Origin of the sequence: Streptomyces sp. NBC_01089, from assembly GCF_045162975.1 — a bacterium.
Lineage (GTDB): Bacteria > Actinomycetota > Actinomycetes > Streptomycetales > Streptomycetaceae > Streptomyces.
The window spans coordinates 4,520,087-4,539,806 of sequence record NZ_CP108660.1; the positions used below are offsets into that span (position 1 = coordinate 4,520,087).

The window sequence follows — 19,720 nt, forward strand, 5'->3', positions numbered from 1 at the left end:
GGGGGACCGGCTGTTCTTCCGACCACGGGAGTGCCTGGTCGGCCGACGTGGCCATCGTCCTGGCCCTGCGTCAGCTGCGGCGCGTGAGTCCGTCGAGGATCAGCCCGATGGTGAAGTCGAAGCGTTCGTGGTCGGCTCCCGCGGTGAGTTCGGCGGCGTAGCGCTTGGTCTGCGGGAACGCGTCGGGCAGCTCGGCGTACCGCTGCAGCATGTCGTCGCGGCCGACAAGCCACTCGCGGTCGCTGCGGCCGAGCAGGGAGATCTCCAGGGTGTAGGAGCTGATGTAGAGCGACAGGGCGTCAATGCCCCAGGCGGCGGCCTGCGGAGCCACGCCGCCGGTGAGCAGCAGGGCGAGCATGCATTCGGCGAGGCGCAGTGTGTCGTTGTTCGTGGGCGCGGCCGCGAGCGCGGCCCGGGAGATGCCCGGGTAGCGCAGGTACTGGTCGCGCAGCCGGCCACAGACGCCGGTGAGTTGCTCCCGCCAGGTGGCGGGATCCGGGTGGGGCAGGGTGAGTTCGGCGCTCAGGCGGCCGATGAGCAGCTCGTCCAGGTCGTCCTTGTTGACGACATGGGCGTACAGCGACGCGGATCCGGTGTCCAGAGCGGCTGCCACGCGGCGCATGGTCAGCGCCGGATAGCCCTCGCGCGCCACGATGTCGAGCGCCGCCTCGATGATCGCGTCAACCGTGATCGGCTGCGCGCGCCGGCCCCGCCTCGGGCCCGTTTCGGAGACGGGCTGGTGGTGCCGCGCGGCGCGCCGCTGCTGGGGGGTCGATGCCATGCCCCGACCGTACCGCCCGGACGGACGACGTTCCACTGGAACGAGCATCGTTCGCGTAAGCACGAGCAGTGCTCTACTGTCGAATGGCGTTCGCGTGCCGTGCCGTGCCATGCCGTGGTGTGGCATCGAAGCATCGCGAATCTGCCGCAAATCACCCCCCAGTAATTGAAAGGTGTGCGTTATGGCCACCAGGACCGCCCTGATCACCGGAGCGAGCCGCCCGGCCGGACTCGGCTTCGCCGTCGCCCGGGACCTGGCCCAGCGCGGCTACCAGGTGTTCCTCACCGCCCGTGACCAGACAGCTGCCGAGCCGCTGGCCGCCCAGCTGCGCCAGGAAGGGCACGCGGCCACTGCTCTGCGCCTGGACCTGTCCGACCCCGCAGGCGTGGATGAACTGGCCGGCCGGCTCGCTGAGACCTCCGGTCACCTGGACGTCCTGGTCAACAACGCCGGCGCGATGCCCGACTTCCGAGTTCTCGACGCGCTGGACGCCGACATGGACACCCTGCGCATGGCGATGGAGGTCTCCGTGATCGGCCCCTGGGCGCTGACCCAGGCGCTGCTGCCGCTGCTCAAGGCCGCGCCCGCCGCCCGGATCGTGAATGTCTCCAGCCTGTCGGCCCAGCAGATCGCCACCGGGCTCGACCTCGGGGCGCCCCTGCGCTCCCCGGCGTACTCGATGGCCAAGTACATGCTCAACGCCCTGACCACGGTCCTCGCCCGGGCCCTGGCCGACACCCCGATCCTCGTGAACGCCGTCGATCCCGGCAACACCGCCACCCACCCCGAGCGCGGCGACGACGCAAACGACCGCCCGGCCGCCGAGAGCGCCCGCGACATCGTCAAGGCCGCCATGCTCGGCGCCGACGGACCCACCGGACAGCTCTTCCGGAACGGGCAGTCGACTGCCTGACCCCGTGTGCCTTCCAGCGCCGGCTGTCACCAGTGACGGTCTCTGACCTGGAACGTCCTCTTGGGATTCCAGCTCTTTCTGTCACTGGATTCACGCGGTAGCTGTCACTTCCGAGTGCTTCTGGGGCGAGTTGTCACCAGGTTCGGAGACTGACCCACTGCCTCGAACCCGATCTCCTCGGCGGCCGTGCGCACCGCTTCGACGAGGGCAGTGGCGGCGGAGCGGGTGATCGACCGTGCGGGCAGGGATTTCGCCTGGCCGGGTCCGGTAGCGCCGAATCTCGTAGAACACAGCGAACTCCCTTGTGCCAGGCAGCGGCTGAGCAGGAGTCAGGAGGAGACGTTCAGGACGAGCTTGCCGCGGGTGCGGTCGTTCTCGCCGCGGGTGTGGGCCTGGGCGGCCTGCTCCAGCGGGAAGACCTCCTCGACCTCCACGCTCACCTCGCCGGCGTCGATGAGTTCGGCGATGCGGGTCAGGGCCGGGCTGTCGGGCTCGACCAGGAAGGCGCTGGTGCGCAGCCCCCGGGACCGGGCCGCATCGTGGAGTTCGGGTGAGACGCCGGCGGGGATCGCGACGACCAGTCCGCCGGGGCGCAGCACGTCGAGCGATCGGGTGCTGGTGTTGTCGTGCGCGTCGCCGACGAGGTCGATGACCACATCGATGTCCTTGGCGGCGTCCTCGAAGCGGACCGAGGTGTAGTCGATCAGTTCGTCGGCGCCGAGGGTGGTGAGCCACTGGTGACGGGGGCTGCTGGCGGTGCCGGTGACGTGGGCGCCCAAGTGCTTGGCGAACTGGACGGCGAAGTGTCCGACGCCTCCGGCGGCGGCGTGGACCAGCACGCGCCGGCCCGGTCGGACGTCGGCGGTGTCGACCAGGGCCTGCCAAGCGGTGAGGGCCGCCAGGGGTACGGCGGCGGCCTGCTCGTGGCTGATGCTCGGCGGCTTGCGGGCGAACTGGCGGGCCGGAGCGGTGACGTATTCGGCATATCCGCCCGCCGCGCGGGGGAACCACGGCATCCCGTAGACCTCGTCGCCGGGCTTGAGGGTGGTCACACCGAAGCCGACCTCCTCCACGACGCCGGAGACGTCCCACCCCAGGGTGAACGGGGGCTCGCCGAGCACCTGGGCCATGCCGCCGCCGCTCCGGGTCTTCCAGTCGACCGGGTTGATCCCGGCGGCGAGCACCCGAACCAGAACCTCGGTCGGCAGCGGCACGGGCCGGGGCACCTCCGCCACCTGCAGGACATCGGGGCCACCGAACGTGTGCTGCACCACCGCGCGCATCGACACCATGGGCCATCTCCCTCGAAACGCATATGCCGAAAAGCCGCTTACCGGCCCTCCGTCTCATGGGCTTGAACGTATCCATGGGGAGGTAGTTACCATCAAGGGAACCTACTTCCCTATGGGAAGCATGCAGCTGAGGAGCGCTTTCGTGACCACCGACTGCCTGACCGGCCAGCACGCCCATCACGACGTCTACTCGGCCCAGTGCCCCTGCCGCGCCATGCTGGACCTCCTGGCGAACAAGTGGTCAGCACTGGCCATCGGGGCCCTGGACGACGGCCCCCAGCGCTTCGGCGCGCTGCAACGACTCCTGCAGGGCGTCAGCCCCAAGGTGCTCACCCAGACCCTGCGACGCCTGGAGAGTGCCGGGCTCGTCGACCGCACCATCTACCCCGCGGTCCCCCTGCACGTGGAGTACGCCCTGACTGCCCTCGGCCGTAGTGCAGCGGTACCGCTGCACCTCCTGCGGACCTGGGTCGAGGAAAACATCGACATGGCCGGACAGGACACCCGGTGATCTCGGCGCGCTCCTGGAGCGTCGCGCGCCGGAATGCCCGCTGAAGTCGCGTTGACCCGTACCGCCCCTGTCCCACCACAGCAGGATGACCTCATCGGCGAGACCGGCCTCAAGGGCGTCCACGCTCAGCAACTGAAAGTCGTACCCCGCCCCGCGGGTCAGATGTAACACTTTTGCAAGCGCCTGCTTGCAAAAGTTAGCGACTTGGGTGCAGAGTCGTCGTATGGCATCACTCAACGTCGGCAATCTCGGTGAGTACCTGCGCGAGCAGCGGCGCTCCGCGCAGCTCTCGCTGCGCCAGCTTGCCGATGCGGCCGGGGTGTCCAATCCGTATCTGAGTCAGATCGAGCGCGGCCTGCGCAAGCCCAGCGCGGACATCCTCCAGCAGCTGGCCAAGGCGTTGCGGATCTCCGCGGAGACCCTGTACGTCCAGGCCGGGATCCTCGATGAGCGGGAGCGGGACGAGCTGGAGACGCGCGCCGTCATTCTGGCCGACCCCTCCATATCCGAGCGCCAGAAGCAGGTGCTGCTCCAGATCTACGAGTCCTTCCGCAAGGAGAACGGGCTCGATCCGGACGCGCCCCGCACGGCGGACACCGGCCAGGCGGGCGGCAGTGATGCCGCGCGGCCGCCCCAGCGCGCAGCGCACGGCGAACAACACGTGCACGAAGACGTGCATGAAGACGTGCGCGAAGACGTGCATCAAGAAGTACAGAACGACGTACGCGGCGTACGAGACGTACGCGACGACCACGAACAGAACTGATCCGGGAGGACCACAGTCATGGCCATCACCGATGACCTGCGCAAGACCCTCACCGACCCGACCCCCCTCTACTTCGCGGCCGGCACGGCCGATCTCGCCGTGCAGCAGGCCAAGAAGGTGCCCGCGCTGCTGGAGAAGTTCCAGGCCGAGGCGCCCGCCCGTATCGACGCGGTGCGCAACACCGACCCCAAGGACGTCCAGGACCGTGTGACCACGCAGGCCAAGGAGGCCCAGGCCACCGTGACCGCGAAGGTCAACGAGGTGATCGGGGCGTTCGACACCGACCTGAAGAAGCTCGGTGAGACCGCGCAGGATCTGGCGCTGCGCAGTGTGGGTGTGGCCGCGGAGTACGCGGTCCGGGCCCGTGAGACGTACGAGAAGGTCGCCGAGCGCGGCGAGCAGTCCGTACGGCAGTGGCGGGGCGAGGCCGCCGACGACATCGTCGTGTTCGGCACGGTCGTCGAGCCGGACACCCAGGCCAAGCCGAAGTCCGGCGCGAAGCCGGCCGGCAAGACCACCACGCGGACCGCGGCCGGCAGCCGGACCGCGCCCAAGTCCAGGACCGAGGCCAGGACCGGGACCGCCCCGAAGCCGGGTGCGGAGGCCAAGGCCGCGCCCAAGCCGGGCGCCAGGTCCGAGTCGCGGATCGCTCAGCCCCGCGCCGCTGCCAAGCCCGCGTCCACCTCCACGTCCACGTCCTCGCCCACCTCTGCCGCGGCCTCGAAGTCCGAGGTGAAGGCCGAGGCCAAGCCCGCGGCGGCCAGGAAGAGCCCCACCCCGCGCAGCACGGCGGCGAAGAAGAACACGCCGCCGGCCGGGAAGTAGGGCTTCCGGGGAAGTCCGCGAAGCGGGGAAGCCCTCCGCATGGGACGGACTCGGATGGATCGGGCCGGGCCGGGCACCTCCTGGGTGCCCGGCCCGTTCTCCCGGTAGCTTGGCCGTGTTGATGGCCGGTCGAACAGGCGGTGTTGTGCAGTGTTGATGCAGGGTTTCGCAGGGTTGATGTCGCTGTTGAGTCTGGCGCTGATCCTCTTCAGCGGCTTCGCGGTGGTGGACGCGGCGATCCGCCGGGAGGACGCGTACCGGGCGGCGAGCAAGCAGACGAAGCCGTTCTGGCTGATCATCCTGTCCATCGCGTTCGTCGTGAACTGGCTGTTCTCGATCTTGTCGTTCCTGCCCGTCATCGGGCTGATCGCGACGATCGTCTACATGGTGGATGTGCGTCCCGCGGTCCGGCAGATCTCGGGCGGTGGCGGCCGCGGCCGCAGAGGCGGCGGCTCCAGCAGCGACGGACCGTACGGCCCGTACAACGGCGGGCGGTAGCCCCCTCCGCCCCGATCCCGACCGCCGATCCCGACCGCCGATCCCGACCGCCGCTCCCGACTGTGGATCCGGACTGGGGATCCCGCCCCCCACCGGCACGTAACGCCCCGGACGCCATGGCATCCGGGGCGTTTCCCGTCCCCGTCCCCGCACCCGCTGGTCGCACCCGCTGGTCGCGGCCGGCCGGTGCCTACAGGTGCGTACCCCGTCGGCGCTCCAGCAGCAGTACCGCCACGTCGTCGGTCAGTTCGCCGCCGTTGAGGTCGCGGACCTCCGCCACCGCGGCCTCCAGCAGGCTCTCGCCGCGCAGCCCCGCCGTCAGCTGGCGGTCGATCATCCCGACCATGCCCTCCTGGCCGAGCCGCTGCGTCCCCTGGCCGACCCGGCCCTCGATCAGGCCGTCCGTGTACATCAACAGGTTCCAGGCGGAGCCGAGTTCGACCTGGCGCCGGGGCCAGCGGGCCTGCGGGAGCAGCCCGAGTGCCGGGCCGCCGTCGTCCTGGGGGAGGAGCTGCGCGGTCCCGCCGTCGCGGGAGATCAGCGGGGCGGGGTGCCCGGCCAGGCAGAGCCCGGCGCGGCGGCCGTCCGGGGCGATGTCGACCGTACAGAGCGTCGCGAACAGCTCCTCGCTCTCCCGCTCGTGCTCCAGCACCCGCTGCAGCGTCGAGAGCAGCTGGTCCCCGCACAGTCCGGCGAACGTCAACGCCCGCCAGGCGATGCGCAGTTCCACCCCCAGCGCGGCTTCGTCGGGGCCGTGCCCGCAGACGTCGCCGATCATCGCGTGCACCGTGCCGTCGGGGGTCCGCACCACGTCGTAGAAGTCGCCACCGAGCAGCGCGCGTGAGCGGCCCGGCCGGTAGCGCGCGGCGAAGCGCAGGTCCGAGCCCCCGAGGAGCGGCGTCGGGAGCAGGCCGCGCTCCAGGCGGGCGTTCTCCTGGGCGCGCAGCCGGGACTCGGCCAGCTTGTAGTGCGCGGTGTCGGCGCGCTTGCGCTCCACGGCGTACCGGACCGCGCGGTTCAGCAGCCTGCCGTCCAGCTCCTCGCGGAGCAGGTAGTCCTGCGCCCCGACCCGGACCGCGTCCGCCGCGCTCTCCACATGGCCCGAGGAGGCCAGGGCCAGTACGGCATGGCCGGGCGCGAGCTTCAGGACATGGCGGAGTACGGACAGCTCGTCGTCCGCGTCCGCTCCCGGCAGTGCCAGGTCGAGCAGGATGCAGTGCACGTCGTCCGTGAGCAGCCGCTCGGCCTCGGTGAGGTTCCGCGCGGTACGGACGCGTACCCGCGTCCCGGAGGCGTCGAGCAGCTCCGGGACCGTGAAAGTGCCCGCTGGATCGTTCTCGATCACCAGCAGCGTCAGGTCGGTGCTGCCGGTGGAGTCCGGTCCCCTGGTCTGGTGGGGCAGAACGGTCTGACCGTTCTCCATCGCTTCGGTTTCCTTCCCTCCCCCCGAGGGCGCGGTGGAGCGCCAGTCGACGCACCACCAGACGGGGACCTTAGCGGTTGGCGGGGCTCCAGCGGAATGGCGCCGGAGAAACCACCGGGGTCATATGCCCACTCCAGGCCCGCATCCGGCGGTTTGGCGGTGTGCCGGCCCATGACGAACGTCACTCGGCCGCCGGGCCTGCCCGGGGTGACGCACGCCACGGAAGGGGGATGGGGGTGACCTGAGGAACGGCCGGGAGAAGGGCTGGGGGAGCCGGTCGGATGAAGAGCCGGAGGAACGGCAGGGAGAGCAGCCGAAGGAGCGGCCGGGAAGCGGGCCGACGGAGCGGGCCGACAGGAGCGGCCCACACGGGGCCGGCCGGCTACTTGTCCGGCCGGACCACGCCCAGGATCGGCATCGAGCCCGCGCCGCCGATCGTGACGTTCCTGCCGGGCCGCGGGGCGTTCACCATCGCTCCGTCGCCTATGTACATCCCGACGTGGGTCGCGTCCGAGAAGTAGATGATGAGGTCCCCGGGGCGCATGTCCTTCACCGGGATGTGCGGCAGCTGCTTCCACTGCTCCTGCGACGTGCGCGGGATCGGGTCACCGGCCGCGGCCCACGCCTGGGAGGTCAGCCCGGAGCAGTCGTACGACTTCGGTCCCGTGGCGCCCCACACGTACGGCTTGCCGATCTGGTCCGTGGCGAACTTGACGGCCTTCTTGCCCTCCGCGCTCGCCTTGTTGTTGATCTCCTTGAGGATTCCCGAGCTGAGCCAGGCCGTCTGCGCCTTGAACTCCTGCTGCTCCTCAAGCTTCTTGAGCCGCGCCTGTTCCTTCTTGGCCAGGCCCGATTCGAGCTTCTTGGCCGCCTTGATCTTCTGCTCGATGTCCTTCTTCTTCTTGGCCTGCTCCTTGCGGTTGGACTCCAGCTTCTGCCACTGGTCGCTCGCGTCCTGGGTGTACGCCGTCAAGTCCTTCTGCGTCCGGTCCATTTCGGCCAGCAGGTTCTTCTGCGCCTGCTGCCCCGCGCGCAGCTGGTCGGCGCCGTCCAGGAAGCTGTCCGGATCGCCGCTCAGCATCAGCTGCGCCGCCGGCGGCAGACCGCTGTCCCGGTACTGGGCACGGGCCTCGGCGCCGGCCTGCTTCTTCAGCGCGGTGATCCTCGACTGGCCCTGGACGATGCGCTGGGCCAGCTTCACGATCTCGGACGACTGCTTCTCGGCCTGTTCCTTGGCCAGGTTGTACGCGTCGGTGGCGGACCCGGCCTGGCGGTAGAGGCCGTCGATCTTCTTACGGACGGCTTCGAGCCGCTCGGTACTGGAGCCGGAGCCGGAGTCAGAGCCCGAGCCGGCGGACGCGGATCCCGATGGCCCGGGATCGGCGTACGCGGCAGTCGGCGCGGTCAGCACGGTCAGTGCGCAGACCAGCGGGACTGCGGCGGCAACACAGCGGCGTCGGTTCACGAGCTCCCCCTCCAGAGCTGAAACAGACCTGATTTACCGTCAGTAACTTAGGTGGCGCTGGCGCGATAGTGCCATGCCCCGCACGAATGCGACAGAGGTGTACAACAACTCCCCGGCCCCACCCGCTCCCCGCGTCACTCCCTGCCTGGTCCGACGAACGGAGTCAGGCCCGAGTTCCCGGCAGAGGCGCCAGCGCTGCCCAGTTCACGGTGATTTCACCCTGCCGCCATCTACGGACGTCGTCGGCCAGCGGCCAGTCGGCGGAGAGGGAACGCGCCGCCGCGATCCAGCGCTGCCGGGCGCCGAGCGAGGCGTACGGGGCGGCCGCCGCCCAGGCGCGGTCGAAGTCGCGCAGAAAGGCGTGCACCGGCTCGCCCGGCACGTTCCGGTGGATCAGCGCCTTCGGCAGCCGCTCCGCCAGGTCGGACGGCTGGTGCAGCGAGCCGAGCCGGGTAGCGAACGTCACCGTGCGCGGCCCGCCGGGCCCGAGCGCGACCCACACATGCCGCCGCCCGATCTCGTCGCAGGTCCCCTCCACCAGCAGCCCGTCCGGGGCGAGCCGCGCGCACAGCCGTTCCCAGACGGCGGCCACCTGCTCCTCGTCGTACTGCCGCAGCACATTGGCCGCCCGGATCAGCGAGGGGCGGCGGCCGCCCAGCGGCACCTCGAAACCGCCGTGCCGGAAGGTGAGCCCCGGCCGCTCGTACGGCTTCGCGGCCGCGACCCGGGCCGGTTCGATCTCGATGCCGACGACCTCGGCTGCGGGCGCGGCCGTCCGCAGTCGCTGGAGGAGTTCCACGGCGGTCCAGGGCGCCGCCCCGTACCCGAGGTCCACCGCGACGGGGTCGGCCGAGCGCCGCAGGGCGGGCCCGTGGACGGCGGCGATCCAGCGGTCCATACGACGCAGCCGGTTGGGGTTGGTGGTCCCACGGGTCACCGCGCCCACCGGACGGGCGGCTGCGGAGCGGCGGGGTGGTGACGACTGGGCCATGTGCTGAGCGTAGGTGAGCAGCGTCAAGGTAATTATTCGGTAAAGCGGAAATGCGACGGCGCGTCCCGCTGTTCCAGACGTCTGACGGGGTGCGCCTGCCCTGGAGTCGAGCGTGCCCGCGCGAGGAGAGGACCGCCCACGTGAGCCAGTACGTGTCCCGGCTCGGCGGCCGGATCACGGGACCCGCGCGGCCGCCCCGGCTGAAGTTCGCCGGGCTCCGCAAGCCGCGCAGGGTCGCCATGCTCAGCGTGCACACCTCCCCCCTGCACCAGCCGGGCACCGGCGACGCGGGCGGGATGAACGTCTACATCGTGGAGCTGGCGAAGCGGCTGGCCGCGATCAACATCGAGGTGGAGATCTTCACCCGCGCCACCACGGGCGGCCTCCCGCCGCTCGTCGATCTCGCGCCCGGCGTCCTCGTACGCCATGTGGACGCCGGCCCCTACGAGGGCCTGGCCAAGGAGGAGCTGCCCGCCCAGCTCTGCGCCTTCACCCACGGCGTGATGCAGGCATGGGCCGGCCACCGGCCGGGCTACTACGACCTGGTGCACTCCCACTACTGGCTCTCCGGCCACGTCGGCTGGCTCGCCGCCGAGCGCTGGGGCGCGCCGCTCGTCCACGCCATGCACACCATGGCGAAGGTCAAGAACGCCGCGCTGGCCGACGGCGACACCCCCGAGCCCGCGGCGCGCGTCATCGGCGAGACCCAGATCGTGCGGGCGTCCGACCGGCTCATCGCCAACACCGACGAGGAGGCCGACGAGCTGGTACGCCACTACGAGGCCGACTCGGGCAAGGTCGCCGTCGTCCACCCCGGGGTGAACCTCGACCGCTTCCGCCCCGCGGACGGCCGGGCGGCGGCCCGGGCCCGCCTCGGGCTGCCGCAGGACGCCTTCGTACCGCTCTTCGCCGGCCGGATCCAGCCGCTCAAGGCCCCCGACATCCTGCTGCGCGCGGCGGCGGTCCTGCTCGACCAGGACCCCTCGCTGCGCAAGCGCATGGTGGTGCCGGTGGTCGGCGGCCCGAGCGGCAGCGGCCTCGCCAAGCCGGAGGGCCTGCAGAAGCTGGCCGCCCGCCTCGGCATCGCTGATCTCGTGCGCTTCCACCCGCCGGTCGGCCAGGACCAGCTCGCCGACTGGTTCCGGGCCGCGTCCGTGCTGGTCATGCCCTCGTACAACGAGTCCTTCGGCCTGGTCGCCATCGAGGCCCAGGCGGCCGGAACGCCGGTGGTGGCCGCCGAGGTCGGCGGGCTGCCCGTCGCCGTACGCGAAGGGTCGACCGGCTTCCTCATACCCGGCCACGACCCGGAGCGGTACGCGGTGGCGCTGCGCCGCTTCATCGACAACCCGGGGCTGGTGGACGAGATGGGCGGGGCCGCCGCACGCCGCGCGGGCCGGTTCGGCTGGGACACGGCGGCTTCGGCGACCGCGGACGTCTACACGGCGGCCGTGCACGAACACCGTCGTCGCGTACGCTCGCACCATGGCTGATCAGGCTGGCGGTGCCGCCGCGGGAGACGCCGCGGACGGACGAGAGGTCGCGGACGGACGAGACGTCCCGGACGTACGAGAGGTTCTGGAGCGGGCGTTCAGGGACGCCGAGCTGCAGTGGGAGAGCCCGGAGCCCGGCTCCTACGTGGTGCAGCTCCCCGGCACCCGGAAGCTCTCCACCACCTGCTCGCTGATCGTCGGAAAGCACTCGCTCTCGGTCAACGCGTTCGTGATCCGGCACCCCGACGAGAACGACGCGGCCGTGCACCGGTGGCTGCTGGAGCGAAACCTCCGTCTGTACGGGGTGAGTTACGCGATCGATTCGCTCGGCGACATCTACCTCGCCGGGAAGCTCCCGCTGTCCGTGGTCACACCGGACGAGATCGACCGGCTGCTGGGATCCGTGCTCGAAGCGGCCGACGGGCCCTTCAACACGCTGCTCGAACTCGGTTTCGCGAGCGCGATCAAGCGGGAGTACGCCTGGCGGGTGTCGCGCGGCGAGCCCACCCGGAACCTGGACGCGTTCACGCATCTGACCCGCGAGGTCGAGGACTGACGCACCCGCGTCCGCCCGCACGGTCTGTACCGGCTACCAGCGCGGTGCGACTCCCGTATGCACACCCCTTCCCTGCTTCCCGGCTGCCGTGGCATGCTCACGTCCCGACGCACTCATGAACGATGTTCATATACGTGAAGACCCGGGAAAGGGTGGCTCTCGTGGGGATCATCAGCAGACGTGCACTGCTCGGCAGCGCCACGGCCGTCGCGGCCGTCGTCGCGACGGGAGGGGCGGCCAAGGCCGCACCGCAGGGGCGGGCGGCCCCGTCCGCCGGCCCGCTCTGGCGGGAGTTCACCCGGACCCCGTACACCCACCCCCAGATCCCGTACATCGGCGGCGCGGGCCGGCGTACGGGCGAGCGCCGTTTCCCCCGGCTCCCCGTCGTGGCCGACGTCCGGGAGTACGGCGCGGTCCCCGACGGTTCCGCCGACTCGGCGGCCGCGATCAACCGCGCCATCGCCGACACCGGCAGGCGCGGCGGTGGCACGGTCCTCGTCCCGCCCGGCACCTTCCGTATCGACGACCTCATCCGTATCGGGCACAGCAACGTCGTGCTGCGCGGCGCGGGCAGCGGCCGCACCACGCTCCACGCGACGAAGAGCCTCACCGAGCTGATCGGTCCCTACGGCTCCCGGTACGGCGGCGACAAGTCCTCGTGGTCCTGGGCGGGCGGGCTCATCTGGCTCTGCCCCGAGGCGCGGTTCGCGAGCCTGACGGCCGCCATCACCTCCGCGGCCTGGCCCTTCGAGGGATGGACGGGCAACGGACGCGACGAGTGGCGCACCCTCACCACTGTCGCCCCGGCGCGACAGGGCGACCGCACGGTCACCGTCGCGGACACCGCGAAGCTCGGCCGCGGCGACCTCGTACTGCTCCGGCTCGCGGACGACGCGGGGCACACGCTCCTGGAGCACATGGCGGGCGGCGGCCCGGGCCCCGAGGCGTACGAGTGGGACGACAAGACCAAGCTGACCTCGTACGTCCCCTACGAGTGGCCGGTGCGCATCACGGCGGTGCACGGCCGCAGGCTCACCCTGGAGCGCCCCCTCCCGCTCGACATCCGCCCGGAGTGGGACCCCCGGCTCACCACCCATGTCGCACCGCTGACCGGGTCGGCCGTGGAGGGGCTCACGCTCGAAGCGGTCCTCACCCCGCAGTCGCCGCATCTGCTCGACAAGGGGTACAACGGCGTCGCGTTCCAGTGCGCGTACGACTGCTGGGCCGACGACGTCGTCGTACGCGACGTCGACAACGGCTTCGGTCTGGTCGCCGCCTCCGCCACCACCCTGCGCCGCACGCGCGTCGAGGGCCGGGGCTCGCACCACCCGTACTTCTGCCGGGAGGGGTCGCACGACAATCTCGTCGAGGACTTCACGATCGCCGAGCGCACGGTGCCCGCCCCGGCCGGCACCCAGCTGCACGGCATCAACGTCGAGGGGCTCTCCAGTCACAACGTCTGGTCGCGCGGGGTGATGGAGATGGGCACCTTCGACTCGCACCGGGGCCTGCCGTTCGCCAATGTGCGCACCGACATCACGGTCAACAACGACGGTCAGCATGGCGGGGACGCCTCGGCCGGTCCGCTCTTCGGCGCCCGGTTCACCCACTGGAACATCCGGGTCACCAACGGCCGCGAGGGCCTGATGAAGATCGACGGCCTCGCCCCGTACAGCGCGAGCGTCGGCATCAGCAAGGTCAGACCGTTCGGCCAGATCGACGTGCCGGACTTCACCGGCGATCTGCATACGCGCCTGGAGGCGTACGGTGCGCCGGAATCCGTACGCCCCGCCAATCTGCACGAGGCCCAGCGGGGGCTGCACCCGTAGCCGTCCTGCCAGGCCCGGCCCGGCCCGACCCGGGGCAGGGTAGGGCCGGGCGTTCCCCGCGTGCGGGATGCCCGGCCCCGGTGGACTATTTCGTCCATGAGCGACAAAGGGGATCACTCCTCCTCTTCCGCACCCGCCGCCGGCAGATTCGCGCCGAACCAGACGCTGACGCTGGCCGCCATGCTGTTCGCCGTCTCGATGACGTTCATCGACCAGACGATCGTGGCCGTCGCGGCGCCGGACATCATCCGTGAGCTGGGACTTTCCGCGTCCGGGATGCAGTGGGTGGTCAACGCCTATCTGCTGACCCTGGCCGCGTTCTTCGCGCTCGGCGGCCGGCTCTCGGACATCTTCGGGCACCGCCGGATCATGGTGACCGGCACGCTGGTCTTCGTGATCGCGTCGGCGCTGTGCGGCGCGGTGCCCAGGGGCGGAGGCGCCCAGACCTGGCTGATCGCCTTCAGGGCGGTGCAGGGCGTGGGGGCGGCGCTGATGTTCCCCGCGGCGCTCGCCGTGGTGGTCGCGGTCTTCCCCGTGGAGCGCCGGGGGCGCGCGCTGGCGCTCTTCTTCGGCCTGTCGGGCGCCCTGACATGTGTCGGACCGCTGCTCGGCGGCTGGCTCACCGACTGGACCTGGCGGGCGATCTTCTGGGTCAACGTGCCGGTCGCCGTCATCGCCCTGGTCCTGACGGCGAAGGCCCGTATCCCCCGCAACGCGACCCACGAGCCCCTCGACGTGCCGGGCGCTGTGCTTGTCGCGGTGGGGATGGGGCTGAGCGTCTTCGGACTCCAGCAGGCGTCCGCATGGGGCTGGGACAGTGCCGCCACCTGGCTCTGCATCGTGGGCGGTCTGCTGGTCCTGGTGGTGTTCGGCGCGCTGGAGCTGCGTACCGGGCATCCGCTCATCAGGCTCCGGGTGTTCCGGGACCGGGCCTTCACCGTCGATGTGGTCGTGCTGTTCCTGGCGATGCTCGCGTTCGTACCGGTCTTCTTCTTCGCCTCGGTGTACGCGCAGGTGTCGCTGAGCGCCTCACCGAACCAGGCGGCCCTCTACCTGCTCTATTTCTTCGTCGGCTTCGGCCTGGCCTCCCAGTGGGGCGGACGCATCCTGGACCGGCGCGGCGCCCGGCCTGCCCTGAAGCTGGGCTGCGCGCTGGGCGCCATCGGATTCGCCCTGTGGGCGCACCGGATGACGACACTGGCGATGCACGACCAGTGGCCCTACGCGGCGCTGGCCGGGGCAGGTATCGGATTCCTGCTCGCCCCGGCGTCCACGGACGCGGTCAACCGCGCGATCGACGCGTCGTACGGGGAGGTCACCGGCATCACGCAGACGGTGCGCAACTACGCGGCCAGTGTGGGCCTCGCGGTGTTCGGCACGGTCCTCACCCATGTCACCACCGACCGGGTCACCCGCACCCTGCGCGCCGACGGCCTGCCGGACAGCGCGGCGAAACGCACGGCGCACAGCATCGCCGAGGCCGTGACCGGCCATGCCGATACGAGCGGGCCGACGGGCAGCGGGCCGGTCGCGAGCGCGACGCGGCATGCGATGGGCGCGATCCGGCTGGACTTCGCCGAGGCGAACCGGGTGGTCTTCTACGGGATGGCAGGCGCGCTCGCCCTCGCCTTCATCTGCTCGTACTTCCATCCGGGCACCCGGGTGACGGCGGAACCGCAGCCCCCACAACAGCGGACGGGGGACGGCGCGCGGGTGTGACGGGACGGCGCCGAGGGGTGGACGGGGCGGGCGAGATCGGCGAGGTGGGCGAAGCGGATCGGTTGGCCGGGGCGGGGGAGACGGGCGAGGTGGATCGGTTGGCCGGGGCGGGGGAGACGGGCGAGGTGGATCGGTTGGCCGGGGCGGGGGAGACGCGCGAGGTGGATCGGTTGGCCGGGGCGGTAGGGGTGGCCGCTCCGTCGCCCGTCAGCCGCCGCATCAGCACCCCGTACCCGAGCGCGGCCACCGTGCCCAGCACCGCGCACGTCGCCCACAGCCACCGCGCCCCGAACCGGTCGATGATCACCCCGGACATCAGCGGGGCCACCAGCGCCGCCCCCGCCCAGGACATCATGTACATCCCCTGGTAGCGGCCCCGGCCGTGGACGGGGGAGAGGCGGACCACCAGCCCTGTCTGGGTGGGGGCGTTGACGATTTCGGCGAGGGTCCAGACGCAGACCGTCAGCGCGTAAAGACCGATCGAACCGGCGAACGCGGTGAGCCCGAACCCGTACCCGGCCACCACCGACGAGATGATCAGCAGCCGGCGCGGATCGCGGTGCTCGATGAACCGGGTCACCGGGATCTGGAGCACCATGATCAGTACGCCGTTGACCGCGACGGCCATCCCGTAGTCGGCGCTGCTGAAGCCGTCCCGGCCCATCGCCACCGGCAGCCCGACCGACGCCTGCTGGAAGAGGAGCGCGACCAGGAAGGAGAGCCCGACGACGCTCATGAACCGGCCGTCGCGCAGCACCGTACCCAGCCGGACCGCCGACTCGTCCGCCTGCTCCACGGCCGTACGCACCGGACGGGACTCCGGCAGCTTGAGGAAGACCAGCACCGCGCAGACCAGGGTCAGGGCCGCCTCGCCGATGAAGCCCGCGAGATAGCTGTACTGCGCGACGAGGCCCGCGCCTGCCGATGAGACCGCGAACCCCAGGTTGATCGCCCAGTAGTTGAGCGAGAAGGCGCGCACCCGGTCCTCGGGCCGCACGATGTCGGCCATCATCGCCTGCACGGCCGGGCGGGAGGCGTTCGACGCCATACCGACCAGGAAGGCGACGGCGGCGATGGCCACCGGATCCCGCATGAAGCCGAGCAGCGCCACCGAGACGGCCGTGCAGACCTGCGCGACGAGCAGCGTGGGCCGCCGGCCGAGCCGGTCGGTCATGACACCGGAGCCGAGCGAGGACACGACACCGCCGAGGCCGTGGAGGGAGGCGACAAGACCCGCGTACGAGGCGGAGTAGCCGCGGTCGAGCGTCAGATAGAGCGCCATGAAGGTGGCGACGAACGCACCGAGCCGGTTGATCAGGGTGCTGGTCCACAGCCACCAGAACTCCCGGGGCAGACCCGAGACACTCTCCCGTGCGGCCCGTCTGAGCCCGGTGAGAACGGCTGCGGACATGGTGCATTCCCCCATGGCTGAGTGGCCCGGCGGGTTCGGGCGCGTACGCAACCGCGCACGCCTCCGCGCACGCCTCCGCGCACGCCTCCGCGCACGCCTCTGCACACGTCTCCGCACACGCGAGCGGGCGGGCCTGCGAGTGAGCGCCGAACGGGCCGGATGTAAGTGGTGCTCCGACTGAGGAGACATTACGTGGGGGCTCTTCCGGGCTGCCACTCAATTGACCCAGGGCGTCAATCGGCGGCCCCCGGGCCGTCGATTAGGCTCGGGGGCATGGCCGACGCACCGTACAAGCTGATCCTCCTCCGCCACGGCGAGAGCGAATGGAACGCGACGAATCAGTTCACCGGTTGGGTGGACGTCAACCTGACGCAGAAGGGCGAGAAGGAGGCGGTCCGCGGCGGTGAGCTGCTCACGGACGCCGGCCTGCTCCCCGATGTCGTGCACACCTCCCTCCAGAAGCGCGCCATCCGCACCGCCCAGCTCTCGCTGGAGGCCGCGGACCGCCACTGGATCCCCGTGCACCGCTCCTGGCGGCTGAACGAGCGGCACTACGGCGCGCTCCAGGGCAAGGACAAGGCACAGACGCTCGCCGAGTTCGGCGAGGAGCAGTTCATGCTGTGGCGCCGCTCGTACGACACCCCGCCGCCGGCCCTCGAGGACGGCGCGCAGTACTCGCAGAGCGACGACGCCCGGTACGCGACGATCCCGCCGGAACTGCGCCCGCGCACCGAGTGCCTCAAGGACGTCGTGGTCCGCATGCTGCCGTACTGGTACGACGGCATCGTCCCGGACCTGCTGGCCGGCCGCACGGTCCTGGTCGCCGCACACGGCAACTCGCTGCGCGCCCTGGTCAAGCACCTGGACGGCATCTCGGACGCGGACATCGCGGGCCTGAACATCCCGACGGGCATCCCGCTCGCGTACGAACTGGACGCGGACTTCAAGCCGGTCAACCCGGGCGGCACGTACCTGGACCCGGACGCGGCAGCGGCGGCCATCGAGGCGGTCAAGAACCAGGGCAAGAAGAAGTAAGCAGGCAGCTGTAAGCCCCCCACCTGCGGGTTCTCCGCGTGGTGGGGGGCTTTTTGGTGTGCTGGGCCGTCACTCGTGCTTAGACGAGGCGGAGACGGACCCGAAGCGTCACCAGGGGAAGCACGCCGAGGCGTTCCGTGAGCAGTTCGACGACAATTTCCGCCCCAAGATCGACGAGGCGAAGCGGTCGTTCCGAAAGGCGGCCACGGCCCTGCGGGACTGGTTCGAGGGCATGCAGGAATGGCGGAGCAAGGCAGCTGCTCTGGAGAGCAGGGCCCAGGACGCGCGCGACAAGCATGATGCGCTGAAGGGCAAGCTCGCCGGCCTGCCGCCCAAGCACGCCTCCTTCGACAGTCCGAAGGACGGTGCCGAAGCGCGCAAGCGTGAGCGGACCGAGAAGGACCCGTCATCCACCGAGCTGGCGGCAGGCATCGCGGAGGGTGAACTGGAAAAGATCCGGGCCCAAGCATGCAAACCGGCCAGTGATTACGCCTTGGAAGAGCAGTCTGTCGCGCGACGCCTGGACAAAGCAATGGACATCGCTCCCAACGAACCGGGAGCACTCCACAAGCTGGGCAGTGCCCTCAAGGACATCGGTAAGGTGCCGGGCAAGCTCGATGACGCCGTGCTCGACGCGATCGATGCAGGCGTGGCCGCCGCAGTCGAATGGCTCTCGTCGCATGCCAACGCCATCGCCGCACTGGGCGATGTGGTCGCGACTGTGAGCGCCGCGCTGGGCGCGATCTCGCTCGTACCGCTCTTCTGTAGTGCGGCGTTTCCTCCTTCCGGCCAGCCCTCCCCGTACGCGTTCCACCAGCAGGCGCCGCCGCTCGGCCCGGGTGTCCCCAGCAGTAGTACGGCTATCCGGCGGCGCAACCTGCCGTTCCCGGTCAGTTCGGAGCACAGCGCTGCCGTGCGCCAACGTGTCAGGCGACGCAAATCCCCGGTACGGCCTGCGCTCGGAACAGGTGCGGGGTGGCGACGAGGCTGGCCGGGTAGAGCTCGCGAGCGGGTGCACGCACGCTGTCGTCGAGCCGGGCCGCACGATAGTGGCCCGTCGACTCCCAGACGGCGTGGTTGAGGAACGTGCTGCTGCCTGCGATACCGCGGTACAACTGGGTTGAGATGAAGCCCGGTTGATTCTTCAGAGCGGCCGCGTCGGTGGACCAGGCCAGCAGTAGCTGGTCGACATCTTCGGGGGCGACGGACAGGACGTTGACGAGGATGACAGGTCCGCCCTCCTCGTTGAGCTGGTCAGCGAGGGCAACGTGGGCGTCCAACTCGTGGAATTTCGGCATGATGGTTCGCTTTCAGAGACTGGCGGGGTGATCCGGCGCTCGGGTCAGGCCGTCTTCGGCTGCAATGCCCGGTGCAGAGCGTCCAAGGCTTTGGTGGGGCCGTGCTCGATCGGTTCGGTAGGGCGTCCCTCCGCGGGTGGAGAAGTCGTCGATGAGCGGGATCGGGACGAAGGCGACAACGTGCAGCCGGAGCGAGATCATCGCCGGTTCGAGTGCCACGGCGGTTCGCTGAACGCCCGCGTGGATGTCAGTCGTACTCGCGCGTACTCGGGTGCCCCGGTTCGGCGGGTACCGGCGGGTCGGTCTCGGCCAGGTCGACGGCCTTGATGTCGAAGACGCCGCTCCCGGCGGCCTGTTCGGCGATCCACCGAGCGGTGGGTTTGCCCGCACGGTTCGGCTGGGTGCCGGCGATCGGGAACTGGACGAGGGGACGGTCGGTCAACGGCTCGGTGATGACAGATCCGGCAACTTCCCGTTCACCGTGACCTCCTCGATGAGCAGCGGGTTGACGTGCTCGGCATCGAGCCCGCCACTGCCGTAGGGGCGTGTGACAATCTCCAACTCATGACCGCTGGGGTCGTTGAAGTAGACTCCGCGGCCGTCGTCGAGGCGGTTGATGTTGCCCGCGTCCTGATGCCGGGGGTCAGCCCAGTACTCCAGGCCCCGCTCCAGCACCCCGGCGAAGATCACGTCGAACTCCGCCTCGCTGACCAGGAAGGCGTAGTGCTGCGCCGTGATGTCGCGGTCGGTGCTCATAAAGTCGAAGGTGACGTCAGGGCTCACCCGCACCATCACGAAGTGGCCCAGCTTCACCGGAGGCTCGAAGCCCATCATGTCGGCCAGAAAACGGGCGGAGGCCCCTGCATCGCGGGACCAGACGATCTGGTGGTTCAAAACGCTCATGTACCGAGTGTTCG

The 19,720-nt window shown here is 70.5% G+C and carries 19 protein-coding genes and 1 pseudogene; 11 read left to right on the forward strand and 9 right to left on the reverse strand.

Going from position 1 to position 19,720, the window contains the following annotated elements; translation table 11 throughout:
• Positions 1 to 70: 70 nt before the first annotated feature.
• The gene (locus OG510_RS20215; protein WP_406138519.1) at positions 71 to 781 is read right to left on the reverse strand and encodes a TetR/AcrR family transcriptional regulator; all 711 of its coding nucleotides are present in this window, start codon (positions 779 to 781) and stop codon (positions 71 to 73) included.
• 181 nt (positions 782 to 962) lie between these two features.
• On the opposite strand from OG510_RS20215, the gene OG510_RS20220 reads away from it, so the two are divergent.
• Entirely contained in the window at positions 963 to 1,694 is a 732-nt protein-coding gene (locus OG510_RS20220) for an SDR family NAD(P)-dependent oxidoreductase (protein ID WP_406138520.1), read from the forward strand.
• Between the two features lie 329 nt (positions 1,695 to 2,023).
• Here the strand turns inward: OG510_RS20220 and OG510_RS20225 are convergent, their stop codons facing one another.
• Positions 2,024 to 2,977 carry an NADP-dependent oxidoreductase gene (locus OG510_RS20225; RefSeq protein ID WP_406142464.1) on the reverse strand — a complete coding sequence of 318 codons (954 nt, stop codon included), beginning with the start codon at positions 2,975 to 2,977 and terminating at the stop codon, positions 2,024 to 2,026.
• Positions 2,978 to 3,128: 151 nt separating this feature from the next.
• On the opposite strand from OG510_RS20225, the gene OG510_RS20230 reads away from it, so the two are divergent.
• The 4 genes from OG510_RS20230 (at position 3,129) to OG510_RS20245 (ending at position 5,586) form a co-directional block, all read left to right on the forward strand.
• Positions 3,129 to 3,497: a winged helix-turn-helix transcriptional regulator gene (locus tag OG510_RS20230; protein ID WP_406138522.1), complete on the forward strand. Its 369-nt coding sequence runs from the start codon at positions 3,129 to 3,131 to the stop codon at positions 3,495 to 3,497.
• A gap of 223 nt (positions 3,498 to 3,720) precedes the next feature.
• The gene (locus tag OG510_RS20235) at positions 3,721 to 4,263 is read left to right on the forward strand and encodes a helix-turn-helix domain-containing protein (RefSeq protein WP_406138524.1); all 543 of its coding nucleotides are present in this window, start codon (positions 3,721 to 3,723) and stop codon (positions 4,261 to 4,263) included.
• Positions 4,264 to 4,281: 18 nt separating this feature from the next.
• Entirely contained in the window at positions 4,282 to 5,088 is an 807-nt protein-coding gene (locus OG510_RS20240; RefSeq protein WP_406138526.1) for a hypothetical protein, read from the forward strand.
• A 150-nt stretch (positions 5,089 to 5,238) separates the two neighbouring features.
• Entirely contained in the window at positions 5,239 to 5,586 is a 348-nt protein-coding gene (locus OG510_RS20245; protein ID WP_164259741.1) for a DUF2516 family protein, read from the forward strand.
• A gap of 190 nt (positions 5,587 to 5,776) precedes the next feature.
• Here OG510_RS20245 and OG510_RS20250 read toward each other — a convergent pair whose 3' ends face one another.
• The 3 genes from OG510_RS20250 to OG510_RS20260 form a co-directional block, all read right to left on the reverse strand.
• Positions 5,777 to 7,009: a PP2C family protein-serine/threonine phosphatase gene (locus OG510_RS20250; RefSeq protein WP_406138527.1), complete on the reverse strand. Its 1,233-nt coding sequence runs from the start codon at positions 7,007 to 7,009 to the stop codon at positions 5,777 to 5,779.
• Between the two features lie 382 nt (positions 7,010 to 7,391).
• Positions 7,392 to 8,474 carry an NlpC/P60 family protein gene (locus tag OG510_RS20255; protein ID WP_406138529.1) on the reverse strand — a complete coding sequence of 361 codons (1,083 nt, stop codon included), beginning with the start codon at positions 8,472 to 8,474 and terminating at the stop codon, positions 7,392 to 7,394.
• A gap of 163 nt (positions 8,475 to 8,637) precedes the next feature.
• Complete coding sequence (locus tag OG510_RS20260; RefSeq protein WP_406138531.1) at positions 8,638 to 9,465, reverse strand: class I SAM-dependent methyltransferase; 828 nt, start codon at positions 9,463 to 9,465, stop codon at positions 8,638 to 8,640.
• A 140-nt stretch (positions 9,466 to 9,605) separates the two neighbouring features.
• Here OG510_RS20260 and mshA point away from each other — a divergent pair, with 140 nt between their 5' ends.
• The 4 genes from mshA to OG510_RS20280 all read left to right on the forward strand — a co-directional run bounded on the left by mshA (position 9,606) and on the right by OG510_RS20280 (position 15,059).
• A complete protein-coding gene (mshA, locus tag OG510_RS20265; RefSeq protein WP_406138533.1) occupies positions 9,606 to 10,955 on the forward strand; it encodes a D-inositol-3-phosphate glycosyltransferase in 1,350 nt (449 codons plus the stop codon).
• Positions 10,948 to 11,511, forward strand: a complete 564-nt coding sequence (locus OG510_RS20270; protein ID WP_406138534.1) for a YbjN domain-containing protein — start codon at positions 10,948 to 10,950, stop codon at positions 11,509 to 11,511. The genes mshA and OG510_RS20270 overlap by 8 nt, the downstream gene beginning before the upstream one ends.
• A gap of 134 nt (positions 11,512 to 11,645) precedes the next feature.
• On the forward strand, positions 11,646 to 13,340 hold the full coding sequence (locus OG510_RS20275) for a glycosyl hydrolase family 28-related protein (protein ID WP_406138536.1): 1,695 nt from the start codon (positions 11,646 to 11,648) through the stop codon (positions 13,338 to 13,340).
• Between the two features lie 96 nt (positions 13,341 to 13,436).
• Positions 13,437 to 15,059, forward strand: a complete 1,623-nt coding sequence (locus tag OG510_RS20280; RefSeq protein WP_406138538.1) for an MFS transporter — start codon at positions 13,437 to 13,439, stop codon at positions 15,057 to 15,059.
• On the opposite strand, the gene OG510_RS20285 is transcribed toward OG510_RS20280, so the two are convergent.
• Positions 14,971 to 16,470 carry an MFS transporter gene (locus OG510_RS20285; RefSeq protein WP_406138540.1) on the reverse strand — a complete coding sequence of 500 codons (1,500 nt, stop codon included), beginning with the start codon at positions 16,468 to 16,470 and terminating at the stop codon, positions 14,971 to 14,973. The two genes, OG510_RS20280 and OG510_RS20285, sit on opposite strands and share 89 nt — an antisense overlap.
• Positions 16,471 to 16,743: 273 nt before the next feature.
• Between OG510_RS20285 and OG510_RS20290 the strand changes: the two genes are divergently transcribed.
• A complete protein-coding gene (locus tag OG510_RS20290) occupies positions 16,744 to 17,505 on the forward strand; it encodes a phosphoglyceromutase (protein ID WP_164259757.1) in 762 nt (253 codons plus the stop codon).
• 58 nt (positions 17,506 to 17,563) lie between these two features.
• The gene (locus OG510_RS20295; RefSeq protein ID WP_406142732.1) at positions 17,564 to 18,586 is read left to right on the forward strand and encodes a hypothetical protein; all 1,023 of its coding nucleotides are present in this window, start codon (positions 17,564 to 17,566) and stop codon (positions 18,584 to 18,586) included.
• Positions 18,587 to 18,599: 13 nt separating this feature from the next.
• On the opposite strand, the pseudogene OG510_RS20300 reads toward OG510_RS20295, so the two are convergent.
• The 3 genes and pseudogenes from OG510_RS20300 to OG510_RS20310 all read right to left on the reverse strand — a co-directional run.
• Positions 18,600 to 18,803 (reverse strand): annotated as a pseudogene (locus OG510_RS20300) (antibiotic biosynthesis monooxygenase family protein); the annotation flags it as partial.
• Positions 18,804 to 19,050: 247 nt separating this feature from the next.
• Positions 19,051 to 19,245, reverse strand: a complete 195-nt coding sequence (locus tag OG510_RS20305; RefSeq protein WP_406138542.1) for a hypothetical protein — start codon at positions 19,243 to 19,245, stop codon at positions 19,051 to 19,053.
• Positions 19,242 to 19,706, reverse strand: coding sequence for a VOC family protein (locus OG510_RS20310; RefSeq protein WP_406138544.1), 465 nt, complete (start codon positions 19,704 to 19,706; stop codon positions 19,242 to 19,244). Before OG510_RS20310 ends, OG510_RS20305 begins: the two co-directional genes overlap by 4 nt.
• Positions 19,707 to 19,720: the final 14 nt, after the last annotated feature.